At 42.0% G+C, this 21,991-nt stretch carries 22 protein-coding genes; 4 read left to right on the top strand and 18 right to left on the bottom strand.

Annotated features, from left to right (window positions below):
• Positions 1-83: 83 nt before the first annotated feature.
• The 8 genes from V7K76_RS26000 to V7K76_RS26035 all read right to left on the bottom strand — a co-directional run bounded on the left by V7K76_RS26000 (position 84) and on the right by V7K76_RS26035 (position 10,114).
• Positions 84-1,160, bottom strand: coding sequence for an aliphatic sulfonate ABC transporter substrate-binding protein (locus tag V7K76_RS26000; protein WP_334777416.1), 1,077 nt, complete (start codon positions 1,158-1,160; stop codon positions 84-86).
• Between the two features lie 511 nt (positions 1,161-1,671).
• Entirely contained in the window at positions 1,672-2,556 is an 885-nt protein-coding gene (locus V7K76_RS26005) for a TauD/TfdA dioxygenase family protein (protein ID WP_334777417.1), read from the bottom strand.
• A gap of 178 nt (positions 2,557-2,734) precedes the next feature.
• A complete protein-coding gene (locus V7K76_RS26010) occupies positions 2,735-4,102 on the bottom strand; it encodes a diguanylate cyclase domain-containing protein (protein WP_334777418.1) in 1,368 nt (455 codons plus the stop codon).
• Between the two features lie 287 nt (positions 4,103-4,389).
• On the bottom strand, positions 4,390-7,044 hold the full coding sequence (locus V7K76_RS26015) for a hybrid sensor histidine kinase/response regulator (RefSeq protein WP_334777419.1): 2,655 nt from the start codon (positions 7,042-7,044) through the stop codon (positions 4,390-4,392).
• A gap of 485 nt (positions 7,045-7,529) precedes the next feature.
• Complete coding sequence (locus V7K76_RS26020; RefSeq protein ID WP_334777420.1) at positions 7,530-8,510, bottom strand: ABC transporter substrate-binding protein; 981 nt, start codon at positions 8,508-8,510, stop codon at positions 7,530-7,532.
• A complete protein-coding gene (locus V7K76_RS26025; RefSeq protein WP_334777421.1) occupies positions 8,503-8,778 on the bottom strand; it encodes a histidine kinase dimerization/phospho-acceptor domain-containing protein in 276 nt (91 codons plus the stop codon). Before V7K76_RS26025 ends, V7K76_RS26020 begins: the two co-directional genes overlap by 8 nt.
• 147 nt (positions 8,779-8,925) lie before the next feature.
• The gene (locus V7K76_RS26030; protein WP_334777422.1) at positions 8,926-9,711 is read right to left on the bottom strand and encodes an HAD family hydrolase; all 786 of its coding nucleotides are present in this window, start codon (positions 9,709-9,711) and stop codon (positions 8,926-8,928) included.
• A gap of 130 nt (positions 9,712-9,841) precedes the next feature.
• A complete protein-coding gene (locus tag V7K76_RS26035; RefSeq protein ID WP_334777423.1) occupies positions 9,842-10,114 on the bottom strand; it encodes a Rieske 2Fe-2S domain-containing protein in 273 nt (90 codons plus the stop codon).
• Positions 10,115-10,415: 301 nt separating this feature from the next.
• Here V7K76_RS26035 and V7K76_RS26040 point away from each other — a divergent pair, with 301 nt between their 5' ends.
• A complete protein-coding gene (locus tag V7K76_RS26040; RefSeq protein WP_334777424.1) occupies positions 10,416-10,748 on the top strand; it encodes a hypothetical protein in 333 nt (110 codons plus the stop codon).
• 37 nt (positions 10,749-10,785) lie between these two features.
• Here the strand turns inward: V7K76_RS26040 and V7K76_RS26045 are convergent, their stop codons facing one another.
• Positions 10,786-11,265, bottom strand: coding sequence for a DUF1016 N-terminal domain-containing protein (locus tag V7K76_RS26045; RefSeq protein WP_334777454.1), 480 nt, complete (start codon positions 11,263-11,265; stop codon positions 10,786-10,788).
• Between the two features lie 922 nt (positions 11,266-12,187).
• Here V7K76_RS26045 and V7K76_RS26050 point away from each other — a divergent pair.
• Positions 12,188-12,493, top strand: a complete 306-nt coding sequence (locus V7K76_RS26050) for a hypothetical protein (RefSeq protein ID WP_334777425.1) — start codon at positions 12,188-12,190, stop codon at positions 12,491-12,493.
• A 26-nt stretch (positions 12,494-12,519) separates the two neighbouring features.
• Here the strand turns inward: V7K76_RS26050 and V7K76_RS26055 are convergent, their stop codons facing one another.
• The 8 genes from V7K76_RS26055 to petC all read right to left on the bottom strand — a co-directional run bounded on the left by V7K76_RS26055 (position 12,520) and on the right by petC (position 17,422).
• Positions 12,520-12,771: a hypothetical protein gene (locus V7K76_RS26055; RefSeq protein ID WP_334777426.1), complete on the bottom strand. Its 252-nt coding sequence runs from the start codon at positions 12,769-12,771 to the stop codon at positions 12,520-12,522.
• A gap of 248 nt (positions 12,772-13,019) precedes the next feature.
• Positions 13,020-13,775 carry a hypothetical protein gene (locus tag V7K76_RS26060; RefSeq protein ID WP_334951237.1) on the bottom strand — a complete coding sequence of 252 codons (756 nt, stop codon included), beginning with the start codon at positions 13,773-13,775 and terminating at the stop codon, positions 13,020-13,022.
• Positions 13,775-14,569: a glutathionylspermidine synthase family protein gene (locus tag V7K76_RS26065; protein WP_334951239.1), complete on the bottom strand. Its 795-nt coding sequence runs from the start codon at positions 14,567-14,569 to the stop codon at positions 13,775-13,777. Before V7K76_RS26065 ends, V7K76_RS26060 begins: the two co-directional genes overlap by 1 nt.
• Positions 14,533-14,946 (bottom strand): hypothetical protein, encoded by a 414-nt coding sequence (locus V7K76_RS26070; protein WP_334951241.1) that lies wholly within the window; start codon positions 14,944-14,946, stop codon positions 14,533-14,535. Before V7K76_RS26070 ends, V7K76_RS26065 begins: the two co-directional genes overlap by 37 nt.
• Positions 14,924-15,400: a DUF350 domain-containing protein gene (locus V7K76_RS26075; RefSeq protein ID WP_334951243.1), complete on the bottom strand. Its 477-nt coding sequence runs from the start codon at positions 15,398-15,400 to the stop codon at positions 14,924-14,926. Before V7K76_RS26075 ends, V7K76_RS26070 begins: the two co-directional genes overlap by 23 nt.
• A gap of 103 nt (positions 15,401-15,503) precedes the next feature.
• Positions 15,504-15,629, bottom strand: a complete 126-nt coding sequence (locus V7K76_RS26080; protein WP_334777431.1) for a hypothetical protein — start codon at positions 15,627-15,629, stop codon at positions 15,504-15,506.
• Positions 15,630-15,665: 36 nt separating this feature from the next.
• Positions 15,666-16,667, bottom strand: coding sequence for a cytochrome f (gene petA, locus V7K76_RS26085; RefSeq protein ID WP_334777432.1), 1,002 nt, complete (start codon positions 16,665-16,667; stop codon positions 15,666-15,668).
• A gap of 215 nt (positions 16,668-16,882) precedes the next feature.
• The gene (gene petC, locus V7K76_RS26090) at positions 16,883-17,422 is read right to left on the bottom strand and encodes a cytochrome b6-f complex iron-sulfur subunit (RefSeq protein WP_334777433.1); all 540 of its coding nucleotides are present in this window, start codon (positions 17,420-17,422) and stop codon (positions 16,883-16,885) included.
• A gap of 229 nt (positions 17,423-17,651) precedes the next feature.
• Between petC and V7K76_RS26095 the strand changes: the two genes are divergently transcribed.
• Entirely contained in the window at positions 17,652-17,960 is a 309-nt protein-coding gene (locus tag V7K76_RS26095; RefSeq protein ID WP_334777434.1) for a DUF3067 family protein, read from the top strand.
• A gap of 519 nt (positions 17,961-18,479) precedes the next feature.
• Here V7K76_RS26095 and miaA read toward each other — a convergent pair.
• Positions 18,480-19,397: a tRNA (adenosine(37)-N6)-dimethylallyltransferase MiaA gene (miaA, locus tag V7K76_RS26100; RefSeq protein ID WP_334777435.1), complete on the bottom strand. Its 918-nt coding sequence runs from the start codon at positions 19,395-19,397 to the stop codon at positions 18,480-18,482.
• Positions 19,398-19,690: 293 nt separating this feature from the next.
• Between miaA and gyrB the strand changes: the two genes are divergently transcribed.
• The gene (gene gyrB, locus V7K76_RS26105) at positions 19,691-21,628 is read left to right on the top strand and encodes a DNA topoisomerase (ATP-hydrolyzing) subunit B (protein ID WP_334777436.1); all 1,938 of its coding nucleotides are present in this window, start codon (positions 19,691-19,693) and stop codon (positions 21,626-21,628) included.
• The last annotated feature ends 363 nt before the right edge of the window (positions 21,629-21,991 follow it).

Genomic DNA, 21,991 nt, shown 5'->3' on the forward strand with positions numbered 1-21,991 from the left:
AGCCAGTTGTACATTCTTTGCATTCGATGGGCAGAACAGATAGTAAGCTGGCAATGCTTTGTAGCAAGCTTTCCCCTCAAGGTTCACGCTTTATTTCTAACGGCATCCGGTGTAATCGCTGCATACTCTTGGGTAGTTAGAATTGCCCCTCGAACATCAACCGGTTTCGGTACTACTTTCAGTTGATATAGAAGATCCGCCACCTTCTGTTGAGCGTTAATCACTTCTTCAGTAATTGGTTTCATATCATATTTTCTTCTCGCCAGTGTTAACTCCATAGTATCCACATCAGTCTTAACCTTCGGTGCGAGAATTTCGGCAGCAGCCCGCCTGTTTTTGTTTGCCCACTGCCCAACCTCGTAGTACTCTGACAAAATTTCTTTCAAGAGTTCAGCATTCTTAGTTGCAAAATCCCGTGAAGCTAGGTAATAACCTCCTGGCGTCTTAATTCCTTGTGCGTCTCGTAAAACCCGGATACTGCCTTCTCGTTGCAACTTGATCAGATTAGGATCGCCTTCTACAAAGGCATCAACTGTCTTGTTCAAAAACGCTGCTCGTCCATCTGCAACAGTTAAATTGACTGATTCAACATCACTGATTTTCAGACCTACCTCTTCCAAAGCTTTCACTACAAAAAATGTCTGAGCCGTCCCTCTAGAATAAGCAACTTTTTTACCTTTAAGACTTGCCAATGTCTGAAAAGGAGAATCCTTTAGCACAATAATTGCTGAACCTTCTCCACTACCAGGCGGGGTGTTAACTACATAAATCAGATTGGTACCAGCGGCCTGAGCAAAAATAGGTGGCGTTTCACCTGCCGGACCCAGGTCAATACTACCCACATTTAAGGCTTCCAAGAGCGGCGGCCCAGAAACAAATTGAGACCAAGTAACACCTATTCCTTGAGGAGCCAACCGTTTTTCGATCGTACCTTTTTCGTGGGTTAGATCCCCGGAAACTTGGTAGCCAAGTCGAATCAGCTTGGTAGCGGCTTTACTATTAGTGTTAGTGACATTAGTACTCAAGATTGTGCTGCTGTTATTTGCACTACCGTTGTTTGTTCCGCAACTGACTAAGGTAGTAAAAGACACTAACCCATAGAAAGCGTAAAGTAAGTCACGTCTGGATATCGAGTACTTTCCAATTTGCGGTCTGACCATGATTCTCCTCCTCATCTTGACGTTGATAGCATTTCGCAAAATCTCTGCAAGATCGCCAAGTAAATTACCCGCCACTGAATTGGGAGTAATTCAATGGCGAACTTACGCGTGCAGCAGTCAGAGCAATTGCTGTGTCTTAACTTAGGGACTTCCAAATAAAAAATACTCAATTCTTTCTTGTGGGGTGGGCGTCTCGCCCGCCTGTAGCCGAAGGCGGGCAAGATGCCCACCCCACAAGATTGGATAATTTATTTGTTGGAAGTCCCTTAGTGCCATTCGGATCTGAAATGAATGGCACTAAGAAAAGCCCAAAAGCATGTGTAGCCTCGTTCCCAGCCTGGAGGCTGGGAATGTATTCCGAGAGGCTCTGCCTCTCGTCAAGCTACTGGAGGCGGAGCCTCCCAGAATGGGTTCCCAGCCTCCAGGCTGGGAACCAGTGAGGGCAAGGGCTGTATCTTAACTTAGTGCCATTCGGATCTGAAATAATTCACAACCTTTAGCTAGCTGAACTTTAGAAAGGACGACTTCCTCGAATGCTAACCCGCTTCAAAATTCGGGTTGCATTAGCATCAAATTCTGGGCGGTAGTGAGCTGTTGCCTGATTATCCCAATAAAGCAAATCGCCTTTACTCCAGTGATGTTGATAAACATAGTGGGGTTGCTTAATGTGTTCCCGTAAGCGCTCGATTAGCTTTGCCCCTTCCACTGGGTCGTAATCAACAATATCCACTTCTCCAGCTGCATTTAGAAAGAGAACTTTCTTTCCAGTATCGGGGTGAGTACGAACTAGCGGATGGGTAGCTAAACGTTCACCAGGTTCAGCAGGACGACCGGCTGCGTAAATCGGCCCAGAGTATTCATCCTTATACAGCTTTGAAAAAGAACTAAAATGACGCACCTGCAAACTAGCGATTTGCTCTTTAGTAGCATCATCTAGTTCTTCATAAGCCTGAATCAAATTCACCCAATAGGTAGCGGGGCCATTTTCAGGCAGTTCTACACCATATAAAAAGGAACCACTAGATGGTGCAGGCAACCAGTCATGATCGATGTGGGGTAAAAGTTCACGATAGTTAGGTGCAAGATTGACGGAACTTTCTTCAGAGGCGGCATTTGCAAGGGTAAGGACAAGGGGCGGCAGGTACGGCTCGGTTTCTCCTTTACGGATATAGGCAGGTTGCTGGAGAATGTCGCCAAAGTAATTCGCAAACGCTAATAATTGGTCGTCAGTCAATTGTTGATTTTTGAAGATCAGGACGTGGTAATCGCGCCATGCCTGCTTGAGTTGCAGGATCACTTCTGGTTGCGCCGCAACGCTGGCATCAATACCAGTAACAACTGCTCCCAGAGGGGCTTGGGTGGGCGTAATCTGAATTTGTGTTGCAGTCAGTGTCATAAAAGTTCTCTTTGTTTACTTAACGCACACATACTACGGTAAATCGATAGAGGAAAAGTAGTATATGCACATAATACAGATTGTGTAAAGAATTAATCAAGTGATAGGCAATAAGTTTACATATCTGCAAGTACTGGGTAAATACTCAGAAAAAATTAATTTGCCTGTAAAAAATATTTCAATTAGTACAATAGCGATCGCGCCCCTCTTGTTTGGCATTGTACATAGCTCTATCGGCTAAAGCGATGAGTGTATCTGGTTTAACGTCCCAAGTGGGGATGAGAGAAGTAATACCTAAACTAAGTGTGACTATATTCTTGACATCAGACTTTGCATGGGGAATAGCTTGAGCGTGAATTACTTGCTGAATACTTTGTGCTACTTGGATTGCTCCTGCTAAGTCAGTTTTGGGGAGGAGTACCGAAAATTCTTCTCCGCCGTAACGCGCTACAAGATCAGCAGGATGATGAACTGTCTGTTGCACTGTTTGCGCTATCCTAATTAGACAATCATCGCCTGCAAGATGACCATAGTAATCGTTGTAAAGTTTGAATTTATCAACGTCGAATAAAATCAGTGACAGGGGTTGTTGTTCTCGTGCAAGGCGTTTCCATTCTGCTTGCAGTCGTCCATTAAAGCAGCGACGGTTAGCCACCTGAGTCAAACCATCTACATTTGCCAGTTGTTCTAGTTTCTGATTTGCATCTTTAAAAGCTAGTTCAATTTGTTTACGTCCTGTAATGTCACGTATGGTAATAGCAAACCCATCACCTAGCTTTACTGCCACAAAATGATACCAGCAAGAATTACCTAATGGATGGTAAAAATCTCGTTTTATCGGTTTCCCTGTTTCAACGAGATTAACGAAGTGATTAAAGAGTTCTGGTTTGAAACTGGTTAAGAATTTTTTGAGTGTGAATTTGCCAATCATCTCTTCATGATTACTGCCGAAGGCTCTAGCAATGACTGGGTTGACAACTAAGCAACGGAAATCTTCAATATCCCCGCTTGCAGGGTTACGAACAGCCTGCATAGCGGCAATACCATCAAGTGAACTATTCAAAATGCTGGCCAGCATTGCCCTCGACTGATACAGGATCTCTTCGGTTTCCCTGCGCTTAATATTTTCTTGTTCTAGAAGCCGTTGCTGGCGTTGAATAGTTAACTGATTTTCTATCCGCGCTACGACTTCTTCCATCTGAAAGGGTTTAGTAATGTAGTCTATTCCCCCTAACTCAAAGGCGGTGACTTTATCGAACACATCATCTAAAGTACTCACAAAAACGACGGGAATAGTGCGTAAATCCTCATCCGCTTTGAGGGTTTTACAAACTTGATAGCCATCCATTTCTGGCATCTTGATATCTAAAAGAATGATATCTGGTTGTTTCACCTTTACTGTTTTCAGTGCCATCCGCCCGCTAGTGACGCTGCGAACAGTGTAGCCAAGTTGGATCAGAGAATCGCTTAATAACTGTAAATTTTCGGGGAGGTCGTCTACTAGGAGAATGTTACCTTTATTTTCTTTGTAAGAATCAAAATTCATTGCTGATTATGGGTTTCGCTAAATCAATCAACTCCTCAAATTTAAATTATCAAGTAAGTTTTGTCATTAATTGGATCATAGGAGTAGGGACAATTTATCGTAAATTAAAAGGTTTAAGACCACTACATCTACATGTAGCACCCATTTCAGTTGGGATTTAAATCCCCCGAAGTTGCCACAACGCGGGGAACCCGCGCAAGGCACTTCTCTTCTCTACGAGACGCTACGCGAACGTTTGAAATGTCTTTAATTTTTAATTTTTAATTTTTAATTGTTAATAATTGTCCCTACATTAATAAAGGTTCTACTAAATTAACTAATTGTTCAAATTCAAATTTACGGACAAGTTTTGTTAAAGATTGGATTAGAAAAGTTTCTGTTTGAGAAATTTCTCTAATTAATTCCATTACCAGGTTGGTATTTGCTTCTAAAGCAGCTTCATAGAATTGATGAATCCATTCTTGAGACATACAAGTTAGGTTCTCAGACGTTAAATCATTTTTTTCTGTATATTCCAAATTTGCAGGATTATTTTCAGCAAATATATACCTTACAGCAAGATGCTTGGTGAGTGTATCAAAAATTGTGTGTTCAGCAAAGGGTTTACGCAGAAAGTCATCACAACCGGCTGAAAGCACGATCGCTTTTTCCTCCTCTAAAACGCTGGCTGTGAGCGCAATTATCGCCGTGGCATTGCCTTTTGTAGTTGATTTAATGTATTTGGTGGCTTCGTAACCATCCATCACAGGCATCCGCATATCCATCCAAATCAAATGCGGTTCCCATTCATCCCAAATAGTTATTGCTTCTTTGCCGTTACTGGCTTCTTTGATCTCAAAACCTAAAGGTTCTAAAAGTTGAATTATTAATTGTCGATTAATAGTTTTATCATCTACTATTAATATTTTATATATAGGTTGCCCTGGTGCAATTCCCAGTATTTTGGGATACAGTTCTAAAGCATTGCTGTTGATTTTATGACCTAATTTAGCTTGAATATTAAATTTAAAAGTTGTCCCTTTTCCTAATTGGCTTTTCGCCAAAATATCTCCCCCCATCAACTGCACAAACTTACGACTAATCGCTAAACCCAAACCCGTACCTTCTTGAGATTCTTTCCCGGCTTGTGCTTGAGAAAAAGCATTAAATATTTTAGGTAATTCTGCTGCCGCAATACCAACCCCTGTATCATAAACTTGAAAATCAAGACTTAAAATATCTGTGAATTCTTCACTGCTATTATTTACCGTTACAGTAATTTCTCCTTCTTCAGTAAATTTAATGCTGTTACTAATTAAATTAATTAATACCTGCCGGAGTTTTACGGCATCAGTGCAAATGTAACGTGGAACCTTTTCACTACATTGGAATGTTAATTTTAAGCCTTCATTACTTGCTTGGAGATGCAGCATATCTTCTAAATCATAGAGCAAGCGATAAAGATCAAAATCGCTGGGGTTGAGGGTCGTTTTGCCTGCTTCTATTTTCGATAAATCAAGAATATTATTAATTAATGTTAAGAGATAATCTCCACTACGATAGATAATTCCGGCATTGTCGTACTGTTTTGATGGTAAGTTTTTAGCGCGTAACATTAATTGAGAAAAACCCATAATTGCATTGAGTGGCGATCGCAATTCATGGCTCATGTTGGCAATAAATAAACTTTTAGCTTGATTTGCCACTTCAGCTTTTTCTTTAGCAATAGCTAACTCTGCTGTTCTCTCCTGTACCCGTTGTTCTAAAGTTTCAAAAGATGTTTGTAACTGAAGTGCCATGTTATTAAAAGATTTTGCCAGTTGGCCTATTTCGTCTTTTGAGTTGTTTTGGGCGCGAACATCTAAGTTACCTGCGGTAAATTGGGAAACTATATTGGTAAGGTGAATTATTGGCTTTGTTAGCAATTGCCCAACAGCACAAGCAATAATTGTCACTAGCCCAGCGATAAATGCAAATAGAAACATTGTGTCACTAATTTGCTTTTCTACAGGTGCTAAAGCCACAGCAAGGGGCTGGGCAAACAATACAGACCAAGGTTTATATTGCAAACTAGCGATCGCAATCAAATTAACCTGATTACCTGCTGCTGACAAAGATGCAATTAAATACGACTGTTTATTATCTAATGCTTGCTGAAGTTTTGAGTCATTAATTGCCAATTCTTTGACAGGAAAATTAGACAGGCGTTGTTCCTGTTGCAGTTTAATTAGAACATTGGCAGACAGAGGCACAATTGATTTAAACAGCAATTCTGGTGCAGTACTATGTGCCAGATAAATTTTATTTTCATCTAAAAGAATAGCAAAAGATTTTACCCCAGCCCGTTCAGTTTGTCGAGTTACCAACTGCTGAACAACAGTAGCATTGTATGAAACACGCAATACACCCAATACATCTCCCTTAGCGTTGCGAACCGGACTGCTAAAAAAGAGGGTAATAAGCTCAGGAATTTTTGGCGATCGCTTCATGCTAGAAACAAAGGATAACCCAGTTTCTAGCGGTTTTTTAAAATAATCTTGAACTGATTCATCTTTGCCAATGTTCAATGTATATGTATCTAATACATTTTTCCCGTTTAAGTCAAGCAAAGCATATGAGATAACATTGATCATATCTTTGCGACTAAGACGGATTAGTGTTTCTGTCGCCAATTGCATTTCGGGGCTGTCATCTCGCTGTTTTGGAGTTAGGCTGAGGTAGCGTGCAAAACCTGGTAAAATCGCCTCTACGCGCACAGCATTAAGATTTCCATGAATAAACGCATCTATTCTGTTAGCAGTTTCGTTAGCCGCCGCAGATAGGGCTTGTTTTGCGTTTTCAGTTAGTGCTTTTTCAGTTGTCTGTTTGTTGATAAATGCCAATAACAGCAACGGAATCAAAGCAACAACGAGAAATGAGGCGATCAGCTTTGTACGGATGCCGCCCAAAAGGGAATTCTGCATGGCTTTCAGAGGCTATTTATTTATAAAGTAAATCTTAAGTAGTAGGGTGGCAAGTAAAAAAATAGCGCATTAGACGTAGGTTCGGTGGAGCGGAGCGCAACCCAACACATATCAGGATGTTGGGTTATACTAAAAACGGATGATTGCTAGACTTTTGCCCAGGCAAAAATCTTTGTATATCAATACTTCTGGCGATTTTAAAACTAAAGCTGCAACCCGTCTTTAGTATATGCAAAGCCTCCAACGCCACTTGCTACAACGCGGGGAGCCCGCGCAACGCAGTGGCTCCCCAACCTACAATTTTTTTGCAACATTTTAGCCCTAATCCAAGCGTATTGCTTTATAAACAACCTCTAAACTAAGGGACTTCCAAGAAATAAATTATCCAATCTTCTGGGGTGGGCAACATGAGCGCCTTTGGTTACTGGGCTCTCGTGTCGCCCACCCGACAATAAATAGTTGGATATTTTTTTATTTGGAAGTCCCTAAGAGGAAGGATTTAAGAAAGAAGAATTGAACAAACTTTTTAGCTCGGGAATGCGCGTCACGTTTCCAGAGCGAATAAAAAAGTCTGCATATATCTTGGCAGTTTTGTAAATGGAGTGAGGGTTACTAGACTGAAAGAATTTTTGATTGTCACCTAAATCAGTTAGGTTTACTCCCTCCAAAGAGATTGTATTTTTAGGAATTTTTAACGCTTTGCTGATGATAGCGTTTCCTTCCTGAACATTTGCTTTCCAGTAGGTCGTGGCTTGCAACCATCCTCGGACAAATGCACGAATATCTTCGGGGCGATCGCGGATTGTCTCACCGCGAAAGACAATCATATCTGAAATTAAGCCAGGGGTTTGTTTGCTAGTAAATAGGATATGTCCCCCTAATTTTATCGCTTCAGAGAGATGGGGTTCCCAAGTGTGTCCAGCTTGAATAGCATTATTTTTCAGGCGTTTAGGAATTTCTGAAGCCTCTAATTTAACCAAGTTTACATCATCGCTGGTTAAGTTGGCAGTTTTCAACATCTCAGTCACGAAAACTTCGCTAAAACCGCCTAGATTTGCACCCAATTTTTTACCTTTCAAGTCAGCAACGGTTTTAATTGGTGATTGGGCAACTACCATATCTGCTCCTGTTGATTCATCTACAACCATCACGCCTTGTATATCTGGATTTGTGGCACTCAAGATTATAAAACTTCCCAAAGAAGACATAACACCATCATATTTACCCGCATTGAAATTTGCTTGTTCCAATTGGATGTATCGTTTATGAATTAGTTCCACATCTACCCCTTGGGCTTTGAAGAATCCTTTTTCTTGAGCAATGATACCTGGATACTCCCCAACAAAATATCCAGATGGTATTTTCAAGGGAGGGCGTTTTAACTGGGTCGGTGCTGAAGTATTACAAGCAAATAGCAAACAGGCAGTAATCAGAAAAATACTAAGGTATCTGAGTAGTTTAAACATTCGATAAATCAAAAATATTATTAATTAATATCAAAAGATAATTTCGACTACGAAAAATAATACCAACATTCTCGTATTGTTCTGATGGTAAATTTTGAGCGCATAACATTAATTGCGAAAAACCTAAAACTGCATTGAGAGGCGATCGCAATTGGGAGCATCTCAATGAGTGTAAAAACATGCCTATCCTGGCGAATGAAATGATTCCTCCGGCACGCCAAGGGCGATCGCAGCTATACAAACAAAAGCTACCGATCCTGGGTTTCAAATTCTTTGAGTCCGCGTAGGCGGACTCAAGATAGACAATTACGCGGCAGTGCTTCGCCAATAATTACGAATTACATTAGCGCAGCGTTAGCGTTAGCCAAGCGGTAGCGAGTAATCGAGCGTCCGTAGGAACGTCATTACGAATTAGTTAAAGCCAAGCTGAGAAATCCTTAGCAAACTGAGAAAGTGATAACAACTGAATTCGCGGATCATTTTGGGCAAATTCCCGTTCTGCTTGGGTATTATAGCCCCAGTCTGCAAGGAAAAGTTTCACATCCTCAAGGTCTGCTTGCTGTTGGACTAACTGTAATGCCTTGAGTCTATCTTCTACAAACCAGAGACTAACTAGCTTGTCACTTGCTGACTGGATTAATTCTCGTAAAATCTCATATTTGGGACGCTTGACTTCTTTACCAAAAATTGCTTCTGGTGGTAAATTTACCCCTTCTTGTTGCAACAACTGCTGCACAAAACGCGCTTCTTTAGTTGTCACAATGTATAGCTTAACTCCACTGTCAAGAGTTAATTTGATTTTTTCTACTACACCCGGATAAAATTTATGCAGACTCAGCCAACCAATTAAATCTGTAGTAATCCATTCATCTCGCTGCTGATCTAGTTTCGCAGCAATTTCTCTTGCTTGTAGCTTGTCATCTAATAAAAGTTGTGGGGCGATACTTGCCCATTGATGAAGAATATTTTCATCAGGAATTCCATCTATCAAGGCTTTGATTAAAACAGGCATTTCCCAACCAGTTTCAATTACAGGGCGTAAACGATAGAATCTCAAAGCTAAATCATCTGGTGGTGTATCGTTAGCAGACGACCAAATTTCAGAATAGGTACGCCATGCTACCTCAAAATATTCAATTAGTCCGTCGCAAATCACTCCATCAAAGTCCAGGGCTAAAATCGTGGGACTACTTGCGGTCATTGTTTTGAGGGTTAAAACTGCTGTTGTCAGCTTACCCGACAAATCCAAATCATGCAGTAATTTTTGTTAGCCTTTTATGATTTTTGACTTGCTTAGTGGCATTGTCCAATCTAATTTGATATTGGCTAGGTTAACGAGGATCTACAGCAGGTTTGCGATCGACTAAACGAATTTGATTTTGCTTGACTACTACAGTGATTAGTGGTAAAGAGCGTTTAGCTGGGCCTTGAACAACTCGCCCCTGAGAATCGTATTGAGATCCATGACAAGGACAAATAAAGTGATTCTTCTCAAGATCCCATGAGACTGTACATCCTAAATGGGTACAGATTGGATTGATAGCGTACTCAGCAATCTTTGGCCCATCTTGGATAATCAGATAATCAACGCTGCTATCTGGCAAGCCTTTTACGAGAATCGGAATTCCTGGCTTTGAAGTTGCTTATACTACGGCGCGATCGCACCATGATTAATGTACATTTGTGCTTTGCTTTTTTTAAGAGTTGTTCCGGCAACTTTAATTTTTAATTTTTATTTATTTCTGAAGTAAGAGGTTATTTATAAATCTGAGAGCTAGAGTCTAACTTAAGATATGCTCCTCATAAAATTTCTTTTCAAACTCTCTCCAGAGAAAGAACTCTTTATGCCTTTGATTTTTTAAGCTGTTGTTAGTCAATCAACATGTTTTAATAGCTGAAAGTGCCATGAGTGATAAAAATCAAGAAAACCAAATTAATCAACCAGTAAGCGAAGATCGGGATTCTCGTGAAAAACCAGATGTGAACGAAAGAAACTTAACCGCGAATCCAGGAGATAAAATTTCTGATCAGCCTCAATCAATTGAAGAGAAGGCTAAACAGAAAGCTGTCGATGATGTTGCAGACATTACAGGCGACAGAATCACAGTCCCGACTTACTTTGTTGTGGATGAACCCAACGGCGAAAAGAAGGCACTCCATCACATTAAAGATGCTGAAGAAATCTCTGACGTAATTCGGCAGGCACGACTTGATGAAAATGGAAATCGAATTTGGTAGTAGTTGTTTATGGAAGACGCAGGGATACAAGAAGTTATCATAAATTGAGAAAATCAAAAGTGTAGGGGTCTTTCAACAATTGCTGTGCTAATTCTGATTGTGGTTGAGGCAGAGTGTGGTTAAAGTTGGTGGTTGCTTTACCCTGACGGTGATACAACTTGCTTTCAATTTGGTGAACTAAAACATTCCGACTCCAGCCATGCTGGATAGTCTGTTGTACGTACCAAAGACGTTCCTCTGGAGACTTTAGCTTTTCCAACAAAGTGATGTTGTGATACCAACTAATTAGTGCAAGAGGCGCTTGCACTAATTGCTCATCTGGATAAGCTTCGGCAAATGCCCGCATATACTTAAGGTTCCGAAGCGAAAAGCCTTTCATCTCTGGAAAAGCTTTCTGCAAGTCAGCGGCCAGACTATTAATAACTTTTGCACCCCAACCCTGCTGCTGTTGGCGATTCAGAATATCTCGCCCAATTTGCCAGTAGAGTAATACTAATTCTTTATAAGAAGAATTCAGAACTCAGGAGCGGAGCCGGAGACGCTCCGCCTCCGGTCAGAATTCAGAATTGAATTCTGTACGACTGGGTAATGAATATTGGTTTAAAACCTTGCCCGCAAGTGGCGCGAAAAAAATTAAAATATTATTCCTAATCAAAACTCTATCCCTTTATGGGTAGAGTATTCACCTATGGGTAGAGTATTCACCAATTCTGAATTCTGAATTCTGACTCCTGTTTTATTTTGAATTTTGTTAGTGCAGCGTAAAGCCTTCTCTTTCAGAGACGCTAACGCGAACGGCATGGCTTCTCTTACGAGACGCTGCGCGAACGCTTAGAGCGAGTCCGCGTACCCTTTCAGGGAAGCAAGCTACGCTTTTAGCGATAAAAAAGAATTAACGCTACTTCTATTCTGCCAGCATTACACCAACTTTTGGTATTAAACCTCGTCCATGTTGAAACCTGGAGTTTTGAATTATTCTGTTGTGTCATTGCGACGTTCGCTCTTAGCGTTCCCGCAGGGTAGGAAGCAATCGCAAAATTTTGGTAAAAAACTACAGTTCTCAAGTTAGACGAGGTTTAGTTACAGAACAATTCAGCGTTATATCAGTATTTTTGCTGCATTGTTCAAAGAAGGATGTGAGTTAAATTTACCAGTATTTACGCAAGAGCGATCGCCACAACTTCAACATATTTTCATGAAAAATATTTTTTAGCGTCCAAATATTAAAGGTTCTAAGAATTCGCCACTTGCACATTTGACATAAGAGTATACAGCTTCAATAATATTCTTATGTAAAAATCCATACTTGTATAAAAATCTTGTTTCATTTCTGCTGAATATACTCAGATCCAAAACCCGATCCGGTTAGCTCTCAGTCTGTTTGGCTTTTACGAATCAAATGAGATTTTTATATAAACTGGTATTAGTAGGGTTGCATTATGCTTTTCTCGAATTCAAGAACCAGCTTAAAAACTCGTCCAAAAAATAATAAGATAGGTGCAGTTTTTTGGACTAAGAGTAACGTTATCCTGCTCACTGGATATTTAATAATTCTACCGATTTGCACACTGGTAACTTTATCCTTATTATTGCCCTTATTCACTGCTAGCTTATTCGCTGTCACTGGAAACTCGTACCACTCTACATCAATTCCTTGGATAGATGATGCATCCGAATGTGAACATACTGGCAGAAATTGGAGCGATCGCAAATGTTGGGATGATAAACACAATCCCCTGTTCTAGTCTGCAAACTCTTCTGACAAAACAGGCTACTTCTCTCTATCTAGCTTCTCTTGGATGGCTTGACGACAAAATTCTGGAGGGTCGTCTTTAGCTTTCACTTCTTCCTTCATTTCCTTGGTGACACGAAAGCTTAATTGGTCGGTTAATGGCTCATTTCCTTTTGGTTGCGCTGGTTCAAAATTTTGAGGATTACCTTTAGGATTGGGCACTGTTGAGAAATATAAATAAGGCTTGATACTAACGAAACCATTAGAATAGAGTTTTAATTCGGTGAGCATGTTGCCTGGAAAACTTCTAGCTCACCGATTCCCACTTTTACAATTTGAATTAGAAACATTGCTCGCCCAAGACAGCAGCAAATGGAAACATCAAGTACTACGGGAAATCCCCATCCCCAAAAAGGACGGGACTACCAGAATGCTTAAAATACCGACGATGTATTCATATTGCACCTTGATTTTAACTCAGCACTCAGCACGGGCTGAACGCCCCGCTACCGCTAACAGCACTCAGCACTCAACACTCTTCATCCACCGCCAGTACTAGATTCATTAGGAATCACCGAACCGAAGCCACCTGCACTGTTGCGTCTGAGAAACAGCAGCGTTAAGGCACGATACCAGAAATTTCTAAACCAACGAGGGCGACTGACGCTCAAAGGTACAGGTTGACCTGACACCGAGGGATTCTGCCTGAGTAATTGAATTCCCTGTTGTTGCCAGAGTAACAAGACGTGGGCGAGGTCGGACTCAGGTGTATTGTTTTTTTGTAGCAGCACTACCCTCTGGATACCCTGAGATAAAAGAAACTTGGCAGACGGAAAATCCTGGGGAAATAGTAACCAGCGATTGTCAAAATCCCCTGGAGAAGGTTTTGAAGTATCCCGCATTCGGTTGGCATCAATCAAAAATGCCGGGGGAGCAAGTAAAGGAAGCTGCAATTGTTGCAGTATCGGCGTTGCACTCACCAAGCTATCTATAATCACTCCCATTGGAATGATTGCATTAACACCTTCACAGCAATTATATAAAGGGACGGGTCGATAGCCCCGTTGGGCTAAAGCAACGCCTAACTCAACCGACTCTATCCCTGGTAAATTTACCAGTATAAATGTGCTGCGATCGGGTGTAGGAATGCCATCAGTATTCATGCTGAACTCATTTCTGGGAACGACAGCAGCAACACGACTCTGAGTCAATTGGCTAAAAACTACTGGTTTAGCCCAACGCGACCAAACTACTTCCTTAGGTGCCCAGATAGCAAAAAATTCTCTTGGTTGCATTATTCCCCTACTGCTTTTTGAGCTTGAGTTAGGATAGCCACATCCTGGGCAGTTGCGTCGATTAGTCTGCTACCCAAGCGACCATAAGCCCCAGCCGCACGACCATTAATTGTGTAGACTCCAATGCAAGGATAGAAATAGCCTTCTGCGGTCAACAAAGGTATTATTTCAAATCGACGCTGTGCCACCCATTTTTCTGGATGTTGTTTGGCGCTTTGTTGAATCTTTAGCCAATCCTTTTTTTCGGTTACTCCCAAAATACCGATGTTCTCTCCGATGCGACCCAGAGTCGGTTTGAGTACCCATGCTTCATCCTTCAGGTCGCGGACTTGTCGGGAGTCACGAGTTTCTGGCAATAGGGAACGCCAAGTTGGTAGTTGTGTTTTCAGGGCATCCCACACTAAGGGAAACCTCTTAGTCTGGGTAATTAAGGCAGAGGTAGGGTTGCACTGAGGGATTTGCACTAAACCAAATAGGTGCTGCCAGCCAGAGGCTTTGGGTAGATTGGGCAACCACTCCACAGGAAAAAATCGATACAGGAAATCAATTGATGTTGGGGACTGGTGGTTAAGTAACAACGGACACCCTCCCTCCCACCGGAGTTGGGCAGGACTAATTAGATAAGTTTGTAAGCCGACTTGCTGGAAATGCTGCGCCAGATAAGTCATCACTTGACGGTCATCAGTATAAGCAGTGGCATGGGCGAGAGCAACATGAGCGCCCTCACCAACAGATTCCCGAATGGCGGTAGCTAGGGCTAGGGCAGGGTTGCCCAAGGGGGTGGTGAATAGCATTGTGCTACTAAGTTAGTAAAGCCAGAAGCTTCAATGTAACCACTGGGAACATCCGAATTGGCCTCAGAAATCCGCCAGCCCTCAGTGGTGAAGTGAAAATCAAACCGAATCACCCGCACTCCTTTGGGCGATGTCTGGATAGATGGATGCTGCCATAATTTCTGAATCGCTGGCGGTAGATTTAAGTGTTTTTGCAGATGAGATTGGAGTAAAATTTCTTGTTCAGCAGCGAGGGTTTCCGCAGCTAATTTTTCCGCCAGTTGCGTCAATTCATGCCATGTTTCCCGGTTCAACACCAGGGGAAAGTTGGCTAGAGTTGCAACGTCTTCGACTTGGGGGTCCCATTTACAACAGTCAAAAATGGTCTGTAGCCGCACCCAAAGATTCCCATTCTCCGGCAACAGCCCAACCCAAAATTGCGCCAGATGCTACTAAAAAACCAGCCAGACGCAAACCGGATGCGCTGTCTCTGTCAATAGCGATCGCTTCAGAAATGTGCGTGAAAAATTCTAGAACCAGCCATAACAAAAACCATGCACCTGTAGATAGCATTGCCGAATAGACAACAGTCCACCAGCCAGGTCCATCTCCAATGTTTCCACCAGCAAAGCAGAGGGTAACACCAATTAAAGCACCGCTAATACCACAGGAAGCAGCTATGTTCTGCCTTTCTATCGCATCATCACGAACACTTAAGCCACAAAATAGAAAGGTTTCTACAGCTATTCCCAACCAACTAGTTCCCATCACTAGGTAGAAAATCAGATAGAAAGCATCATTGCGGACATCCTTTGATCCCAAAAATCGCAAAATCAAAAAAAGGATTCCCACACAGATAATAGGAGTTAGGAGTAGAACAAAGCGATACTTAAGAGTAGAAGCCAGTTTCGTGAACGATAGGATAGAAAAATACCATTTAGGCCATATTATCCAACTAGGTAGTGACAAGATCCCGAACAGTAAACCCTCCATTGAAACCTCTCCTACCTGTTATAGAGAGCATTGTCTTATAAACGATGACTCGACCTGCAAGGCGATCGCTATGAAAAAAGACAGGCATCTTGCCTGTCCTACAAATAATGATTTCGCCAAGAATTTAGAAATTCATCTCAGCAGCTTGAACTTTTTCAACCTGCTTCTTCTTCAGCACCAGCATAACTTGAGCCAACATCACAAGAGCGATGAACGCAATTAACCATTTGACTCTAGATGCGTCTTGCAATACGATTTCTGCATCTATTTGACCAAATCCACCAACATTTGGATTGCTGGTCAAAGCATCACCAGACTTAACTGTTTGCCCTTCGGAAACAAGCAATTCTGGCCCTAAAGGAATCGTATCAACAACAACATCACCAGATTCAGGTTGGATGTTAACTAGATATTTAACGTTACCATCTTCATCTTCCTCTTTGGCAATCTTGGTAATTGTGCCAGTAGCGGAAGCGTTGTAAACAGTGTTATTGCTCTTTTCGCCAGTGGGATAAACTTGTCCGCGTCCCCGATTACCACCTACGTGAACTGAATATTTACCGAAGTGGATGTTTTTGTCGGTTGCGGGGTTAGGAGAAAGAACTGGGAAGATGATTTCCTGATACTGTTCACCTGGTAAAGGACCGACGATGACGACGTTTTCTTTATCTTCGCTGTAGGGTTGGAAGGCAGTGTCGCCAATTTCTTCTTTAAGTTCCTCGGAAATACGGTCTTCAGGAGCAATCTTAAAGCCTTCAGGTAGCATCAGTACAGCACCGACGTTCAAGCCAACCTTGGAACCATCAGCACCAACTTGCTGGGCGCTCAAATCGTAGGGGATTTTCACTACAGCTTTGAATACAGTGTCAGGTAGCACCGATTGAGGAACTTCCACTTCTGTCGGCTTGGCGGCTAGGTGACAGTTGGCACAAACAATTCGCCCGGTTGGTTCGCGAGGGGTTTCGGGATAGGTTTGCTGTGCCCAAAATGGATAGGCGGCAGCTGATTGGGGAAGTGCTAAATCGCTGGTGAAGTAAAATGTCACAGTGGCGATCGCTATGAGCAATGTTTTTACAATCGCTCTAGCACTGCGAGTTAACCTCGCTGTTATGAAAACATTTCTCATCTCTAATAAGGGCGACGATTGAATTAGTAATTAGTTATTGGGCATTGGGCAATTCAATTTTGGATTTTAGATTGACGATAGCGCAGCGTTAGCAAGTCCGCGAGCGTCTTTTGGATTAAATTTCAATTCTTTAATCTAAAATCTAAAATCTAAAATCTAAAATTCTTACTCCCTCATCCCTTACTCAGCACTCAGCACTTTGCACTCAGCACTGATTAACCCCACCAAGGTGCATCACCTGTGCGGAAGTCGGTTTCAGTCCAAGGGGTTAAAACGATTTTGTCGTCGTTGACGTTGGTATGGGCTAAAGCCAGAGATAGAGGTGCTGGGCCCCGAACAACTTTACCAGTTTCGTCATACTGGGAACCGTGACAAGGACATTTGAATTTGTTCTCAGCAATGTTCCAGGGGACGACACAACCTAAGTGGGTACAGATGGCGTTAATGCCGTAATCTTTGATCGCCTCTTTGCTGTCTACCACAATATAGGTAGGATCTCCCTTTAGTCCTTGGACTAGGTTGCGATCGCCTGCATTCCGGTTTTCTAGAAATTTAGTGACACTAACATCGTTACCTAGCTCGTCTTTTGCCGTTACACCGCCACCAGCACCAGCAGCAGCGGGAGGAATAAAGTACTTGACAACGGGATACAATGCACCCAGAGCCACTCCGGTGACAGTCCCAAAAGTGAGCAGATTCATGAACTGACGACGCCCCATATCGGGCACGTCTGCTGATTCAGAAAATTGAGCCATAATCTACGCGCTCTTTGTGTATTTTGTTAAGCATTTTGACAAAAGTACTAGTACTTGAGCAACTCTTGTCTAAGTCGAAATGCTAGCGCTCACAACGATGCCATAATTCTTTGTTCCAAGATATATTTAGCATCTTTTCTGTTAGCATTACATTTCTTTATATCCTTATCATACTGGAGTCACGGAACTTAACATCATAACTAAATGTAAAATCTGATTGAGAAAAGCTATGACAGGACAGGAATTGCGTCAGATATTGCTTGATAAGTGGGGATATTCTTACGATGTCCAGTTTCGGCGGACACAGGGAAAGATATTTTTGCAAGTAATGTGGAAATATCTAGAGCAAGCTTCTTTTCCCTTGAGTGAGGCGGAGTACCAAGAACATCTCGATAGCATTGCCAATTATCTTCATGCCTTGGGTGGGTCAACACAGGTACAAACATTTATTTCCCAAACCCGCGATCGCCCCCGACTCGGCAAAGCTGTTAGCATTCCTCTAGATTTAGGCGAACGTTCTTCGGAATGGATATTGTGACCCGCTATTGCATTAACATTAATAATTTTCATAGTATTTTTTATCTGAAAATACCATAATATGCTTTATAATTCTTCTACTCATTGCTATGTAAAAAAATACACCTCCTCAAGGAAATAACTAATGGCTTTTATCTCAACATTTGAACTTCTTCTTAAGCCTCAACTTCCAAAGAAACTTACAGATTGAGAAACCAAGGGAAACTCATCTAAATTATCTTGACAAAATACAATCTTATTGAATCAACATAGAAGAGAATGCTTAATTTAATTCAAATGCTTATAAAATTTTTGATTAGTACCTGAAAAATTTCATAAATCTACAGTAATTATTTATTTTTCAGAATGTTTTATCGACTGGAGATGAACACACCAAACAGGAACGACAAAGTGCTGAACAACCAGAAAAACGCACCCAATTACTAGCAGAAAGGCTACTATGGGCGTAGATCCAGACACTCTATAGGATACTGGCTGTAAGGACGCAAAGCTTTTTTGCGTCTTTGCATGAGCCAAAAAATTATCCCGAACTTGTGCAACTTATAAACTCATTTATACGCTGCCAAATATTCTCTAATAAATCATGATCATCGGCATCAAACCATTCGATTTGTGGATATGCTCGAAACCAAGTGCGTTGTCGTTTGGCAAATTGTCGGGTATGCAAAACTGTTAATTCTTTCGCTTCATCCAAGGAAATATCCCCAGCCAAATATTGCTTGATTTCTTGATATCCTAAAGTATTCAACAAAGACAAATCAGCGCCATATTTTTGACAAAGATTCTCCACCTCTTTAACCAAACCATTTGCTATCATTTGTTCAGTACGCCGTTGAATCCGAGCATCTAACTTTTCGACGTTGCAATCTAAACCAATTTGCAAAATCGGATAATTCGGTGGATTCTCCCCTTGCTGTTCTGAAATTGGATATCCGGTTACGTAAAATACCTCTAATGCTCGTAAAGTTCGCACTGAATCATTGCCATGAATCTTTTGTGCGGCAACGGGATCAACTTGTTGTAACATAGCGTAGAGTTGTAGTTGGCCTAGAGATTCAAGCTGCGATCGCAATTCCGTTTGTGGTGCGACTCTCGGAATTTTCATCCCTCGAACAATAGAACGGATGTATAAACCAGTGCCACCAACTAGTAGAAGTGGAGGAGATGAGGAAGATGGGGGAGAATTAATTAAGGCTTGTGCTTGTAGTTGATAGTCTGCTACGGTCATTGTGTCTGTGGGAGCGCAGATATCTATTAAATAGTGCGGCACTAATTTTTGTTCCGCCACAGTTGGTTTTGCCGTCCCGATATCAAACTCACGGTAAACTTGACGAGAATCAGCACTGAGAATTACAGAACCCAACCGCATCGCCAAAGCCAAAGCCAAACCCGATTTACCCGTTGCCGTTGCCCCACAAATCACAATTAATTTAGTCATTAGTCATTGGTCATTGGTTGGTTATGGGGCATTGGGCATTGAAAAGAGGCAGAGGGGCAGGGTGCGAGGGGCGGAGGGGAAAATTCTCTCCCTTGCTCCCTTGCCTCCCCTCCTTTCCCTGCTCCCCCTGCCTCCGACTCCTCTGCCCTCTGCAACGGGACTGCAACCCCTGTATAAACTTCTCTTGAAAATGCCCTACAGACGCCAACAAGGCTTTTGTGTTACAATTTTGGAGTGTTTTTACTTTTATTTGCCTTTTGGCGAGTTCAACCCCACACATCAGGAGAGTTTACATGACGAGCAGTTACAGTGCCGATCAGATTCAAGTTCTGGAAGGTCTGGAAGCCGTCCGCAAAAGACCAGGAATGTACATCGGTACTACCGGCCCGCGAGGACTCCACCATTTAGTTTACGAGGTGGTGGACAATTCAGTTGATGAGGCTTTGGCGGGTTATTGCACTCATATAGAGGTGGATATCAACGCTGATGGTTCCGTTACTGTAACAGATGATGGTCGCGGTATTCCCATCGATACTCACTCGCGAACCGGGAAATCGGCTTTGGAAACCGTGATGACGGTACTGCACGCCGGTGGTAAGTTTGGCGGCGGTGGCTACAAAGTTTCGGGAGGATTGCACGGGGTTGGTATTTCTGTTGTTAATGCCTTATCTGAAGTTGTAGAAGTTACAGTTTGGCGAGATAAAAAAGTTCATATCCAGCGCTATGAACGAGGCGTACCAGTTACCGAATTACAAGTCAAGCCTTACAAAGAAGCGAGAACCGGAACTTCTGTTACTTTTAAACCAGATACCCAAATATTCACTACTAGTATTGAGTTTGATTACATCACTTTATCAGGTCGCCTACGGGAATTGGCGTATCTGAATGCAGGTGTCAAAATTACCTTTACTGACCACCGCCTGGAATTACTAAAAAGCGATATATCTAAGGTAGAATCCTACGAGTATAAGGGTGGTATTAAAGAATATATCGCCTACATGAACCGCGAGAAGCAACCACTGCATGAAGAAATTATCTATGTGCAGGGAGAACGGAATAACGTGCAAGTGGAAGTTTCATTGCAATGGTGTACTGATGCTTATACGGATAATGTGCTAGGTTTTGCTAATAATATTCGCACAGTGGATGGTGGTACCCACTTAGAAGGGTTAAAAGCGGTTCTGACTCGGACATTAAATGCGATCGCTCGCAAGCGCAATAAAATTAAAGAGAATGAACCTAACCTCAGTGGCGAACACGTCCGCGAAGGTTTGACAGCCGTAATTTCGGTTAAAGTCCCAGATCCAGAATTTGAAGGACAAACCAAAACCAAACTCGGTAATACCGAAGTTCGGGGAATTGTCGATTCTTTAGTGGGAGAAGTCCTCACTGAGTATCTAGAATTTCATCCTGCCATAGCCGACTCAATTTTAGATAAAGCTATCCAAGCCTTCAAAGCCGCAGAAGCAGCCCGTCATGCACGGGAATTAGTTCGGCGCAAATCGGTGCTGGAATCTTCGCCATTACCTGGTAAATTGGCTGATTGTAGTTCTCGTGACCCTAGCGAATCTGAGATTTTCATCGTGGAAGGGGACTCAGCAGGTGGGAGTGCCAAACAAGGACGCGATCGCCGCACTCAAGCAATCTTGCCTCTACGTGGTAAAATTCTCAACATTGAAAAAACCGACGACGCTAAAATCTATAAAAACAACGAAGTTCAATCGTTAATTACAGCCCTTGGTTTAGGTGTCAAAGGTGATGAATTCGATTCTACTCAACTGCGTTATCACCGGATAGTCATCATGACTGACGCTGACGTAGATGGAGCGCACATTCGGACTTTGCTGTTAACATTCTTCTATCGATATCAGCGATCGCTCATTGAACAAGGCTTTATTTATATTGCTTGTCCCCCACTGTTTAAAGTAGAACGGGGACGTAATCATGAGTATTGCTATAGCGATCGCGAAAAAAATCAAGCGATCGCTAAATTCCCTGCTAACGCCAACTACACCATCCAACGCTTCAAAGGTTTGGGTGAAATGATGCCACAACAACTCTGGGACACCACCATGAACCCAGAAACTCGTAAAATGAAGCAAGTCGAAATTGAGGATGCTGCTGAAGCTGATCGCATCTTCACAATTTTAATGGGCGATCGGGTCGCACCCAGACGAGAATTCATCGAAACCTATGGTTCTAAGCTCAACTTCACCGATCTAGATATCTAATATCAGTATTCCTAAGTCATTCCTCAAAAACAAGATCCCCGACTTCGTAAAAGTTGTCGGGGATCTGTTGCATTGAAGTAAGCTGTTGCGCCTTTAATTTGCACTAATATTTTTCCAATATGATTGTGGGGTGGGCAAGATGCCCACCCCACAAGAGTTAATTGGATATTTTTTTATTTGTCAGTCCCTAACTTTAAACTAGACGCTAACAATAATTAAAAAAAATTTAGGTTGACTTGTCACACAAATAGTAGTATTTCAACACTACATAACTACAAAAATTCTAAATCTACGTTAGCCCAAAACACATAATTTGCATATTGTCAATATTTACCAAAAAATTAATGTTTGAGCGCTAGCAAA

Origin of the sequence: Nostoc sp. (assembly GCF_036917975.1) — a bacterium.
Taxonomy (GTDB): domain Bacteria; phylum Cyanobacteriota; class Cyanobacteriia; order Cyanobacteriales; family Nostocaceae; genus Nostoc.

What these genes read in the sequence shown, in the direction of transcription:
- V7K76_RS26000 (WP_334777416.1), bottom strand. Translation starts at nt 1,160, where the DNA reads ATGGTCAGACCGCAAATTGGAAAGTACTCGATATCCAGACGTGACTTA.
- V7K76_RS26005 (WP_334777417.1), bottom strand. Translation starts at nt 2,556, where the DNA reads ATGACACTGACTGCAACACAAATTCAGATTACGCCCACCCAAGCCCCT.
- V7K76_RS26010 (WP_334777418.1), bottom strand. Translation starts at nt 4,102, where the DNA reads ATGAATTTTGATTCTTACAAAGAAAATAAAGGTAACATTCTCCTAGTA.
- V7K76_RS26015 (WP_334777419.1), bottom strand. Translation starts at nt 7,044, where the DNA reads ATGCAGAATTCCCTTTTGGGCGGCATCCGTACAAAGCTGATCGCCTCA.
- V7K76_RS26020 (WP_334777420.1), bottom strand. Translation starts at nt 8,510, where the DNA reads ATGTTTAAACTACTCAGATACCTTAGTATTTTTCTGATTACTGCCTGT.
- V7K76_RS26030 (WP_334777422.1), bottom strand. Translation starts at nt 9,711, where the DNA reads ATGACCGCAAGTAGTCCCACGATTTTAGCCCTGGACTTTGATGGAGTG.
- V7K76_RS26040 (WP_334777424.1), top strand. Translation starts at nt 10,416, where the DNA reads ATGAGTGATAAAAATCAAGAAAACCAAATTAATCAACCAGTAAGCGAA.
- V7K76_RS26050 (WP_334777425.1), top strand. Translation starts at nt 12,188, where the DNA reads ATGCTTTTCTCGAATTCAAGAACCAGCTTAAAAACTCGTCCAAAAAAT.
- V7K76_RS26055 (WP_334777426.1), bottom strand. Translation starts at nt 12,771, where the DNA reads ATGCTCACCGAATTAAAACTCTATTCTAATGGTTTCGTTAGTATCAAG.
- V7K76_RS26060 (WP_334951237.1), bottom strand. Translation starts at nt 13,775, where the DNA reads ATGCAACCAAGAGAATTTTTTGCTATCTGGGCACCTAAGGAAGTAGTT.
- V7K76_RS26065 (WP_334951239.1), bottom strand. Translation starts at nt 14,569, where the DNA reads ATGCTATTCACCACCCCCTTGGGCAACCCTGCCCTAGCCCTAGCTACC.
- V7K76_RS26080 (WP_334777431.1), bottom strand. Translation starts at nt 15,629, where the DNA reads ATGCCTGTCTTTTTTCATAGCGATCGCCTTGCAGGTCGAGTCATCGTT.
- petA (WP_334777432.1), bottom strand. Translation starts at nt 16,667, where the DNA reads ATGAGAAATGTTTTCATAACAGCGAGGTTAACTCGCAGTGCTAGAGCG.
- petC (WP_334777433.1), bottom strand. Translation starts at nt 17,422, where the DNA reads ATGGCTCAATTTTCTGAATCAGCAGACGTGCCCGATATGGGGCGTCGT.
- V7K76_RS26095 (WP_334777434.1), top strand. Translation starts at nt 17,652, where the DNA reads ATGACAGGACAGGAATTGCGTCAGATATTGCTTGATAAGTGGGGATAT.
- miaA (WP_334777435.1), bottom strand. Translation starts at nt 19,397, where the DNA reads ATGACTAAATTAATTGTGATTTGTGGGGCAACGGCAACGGGTAAATCG.
- gyrB (WP_334777436.1), top strand. Translation starts at nt 19,691, where the DNA reads ATGACGAGCAGTTACAGTGCCGATCAGATTCAAGTTCTGGAAGGTCTG.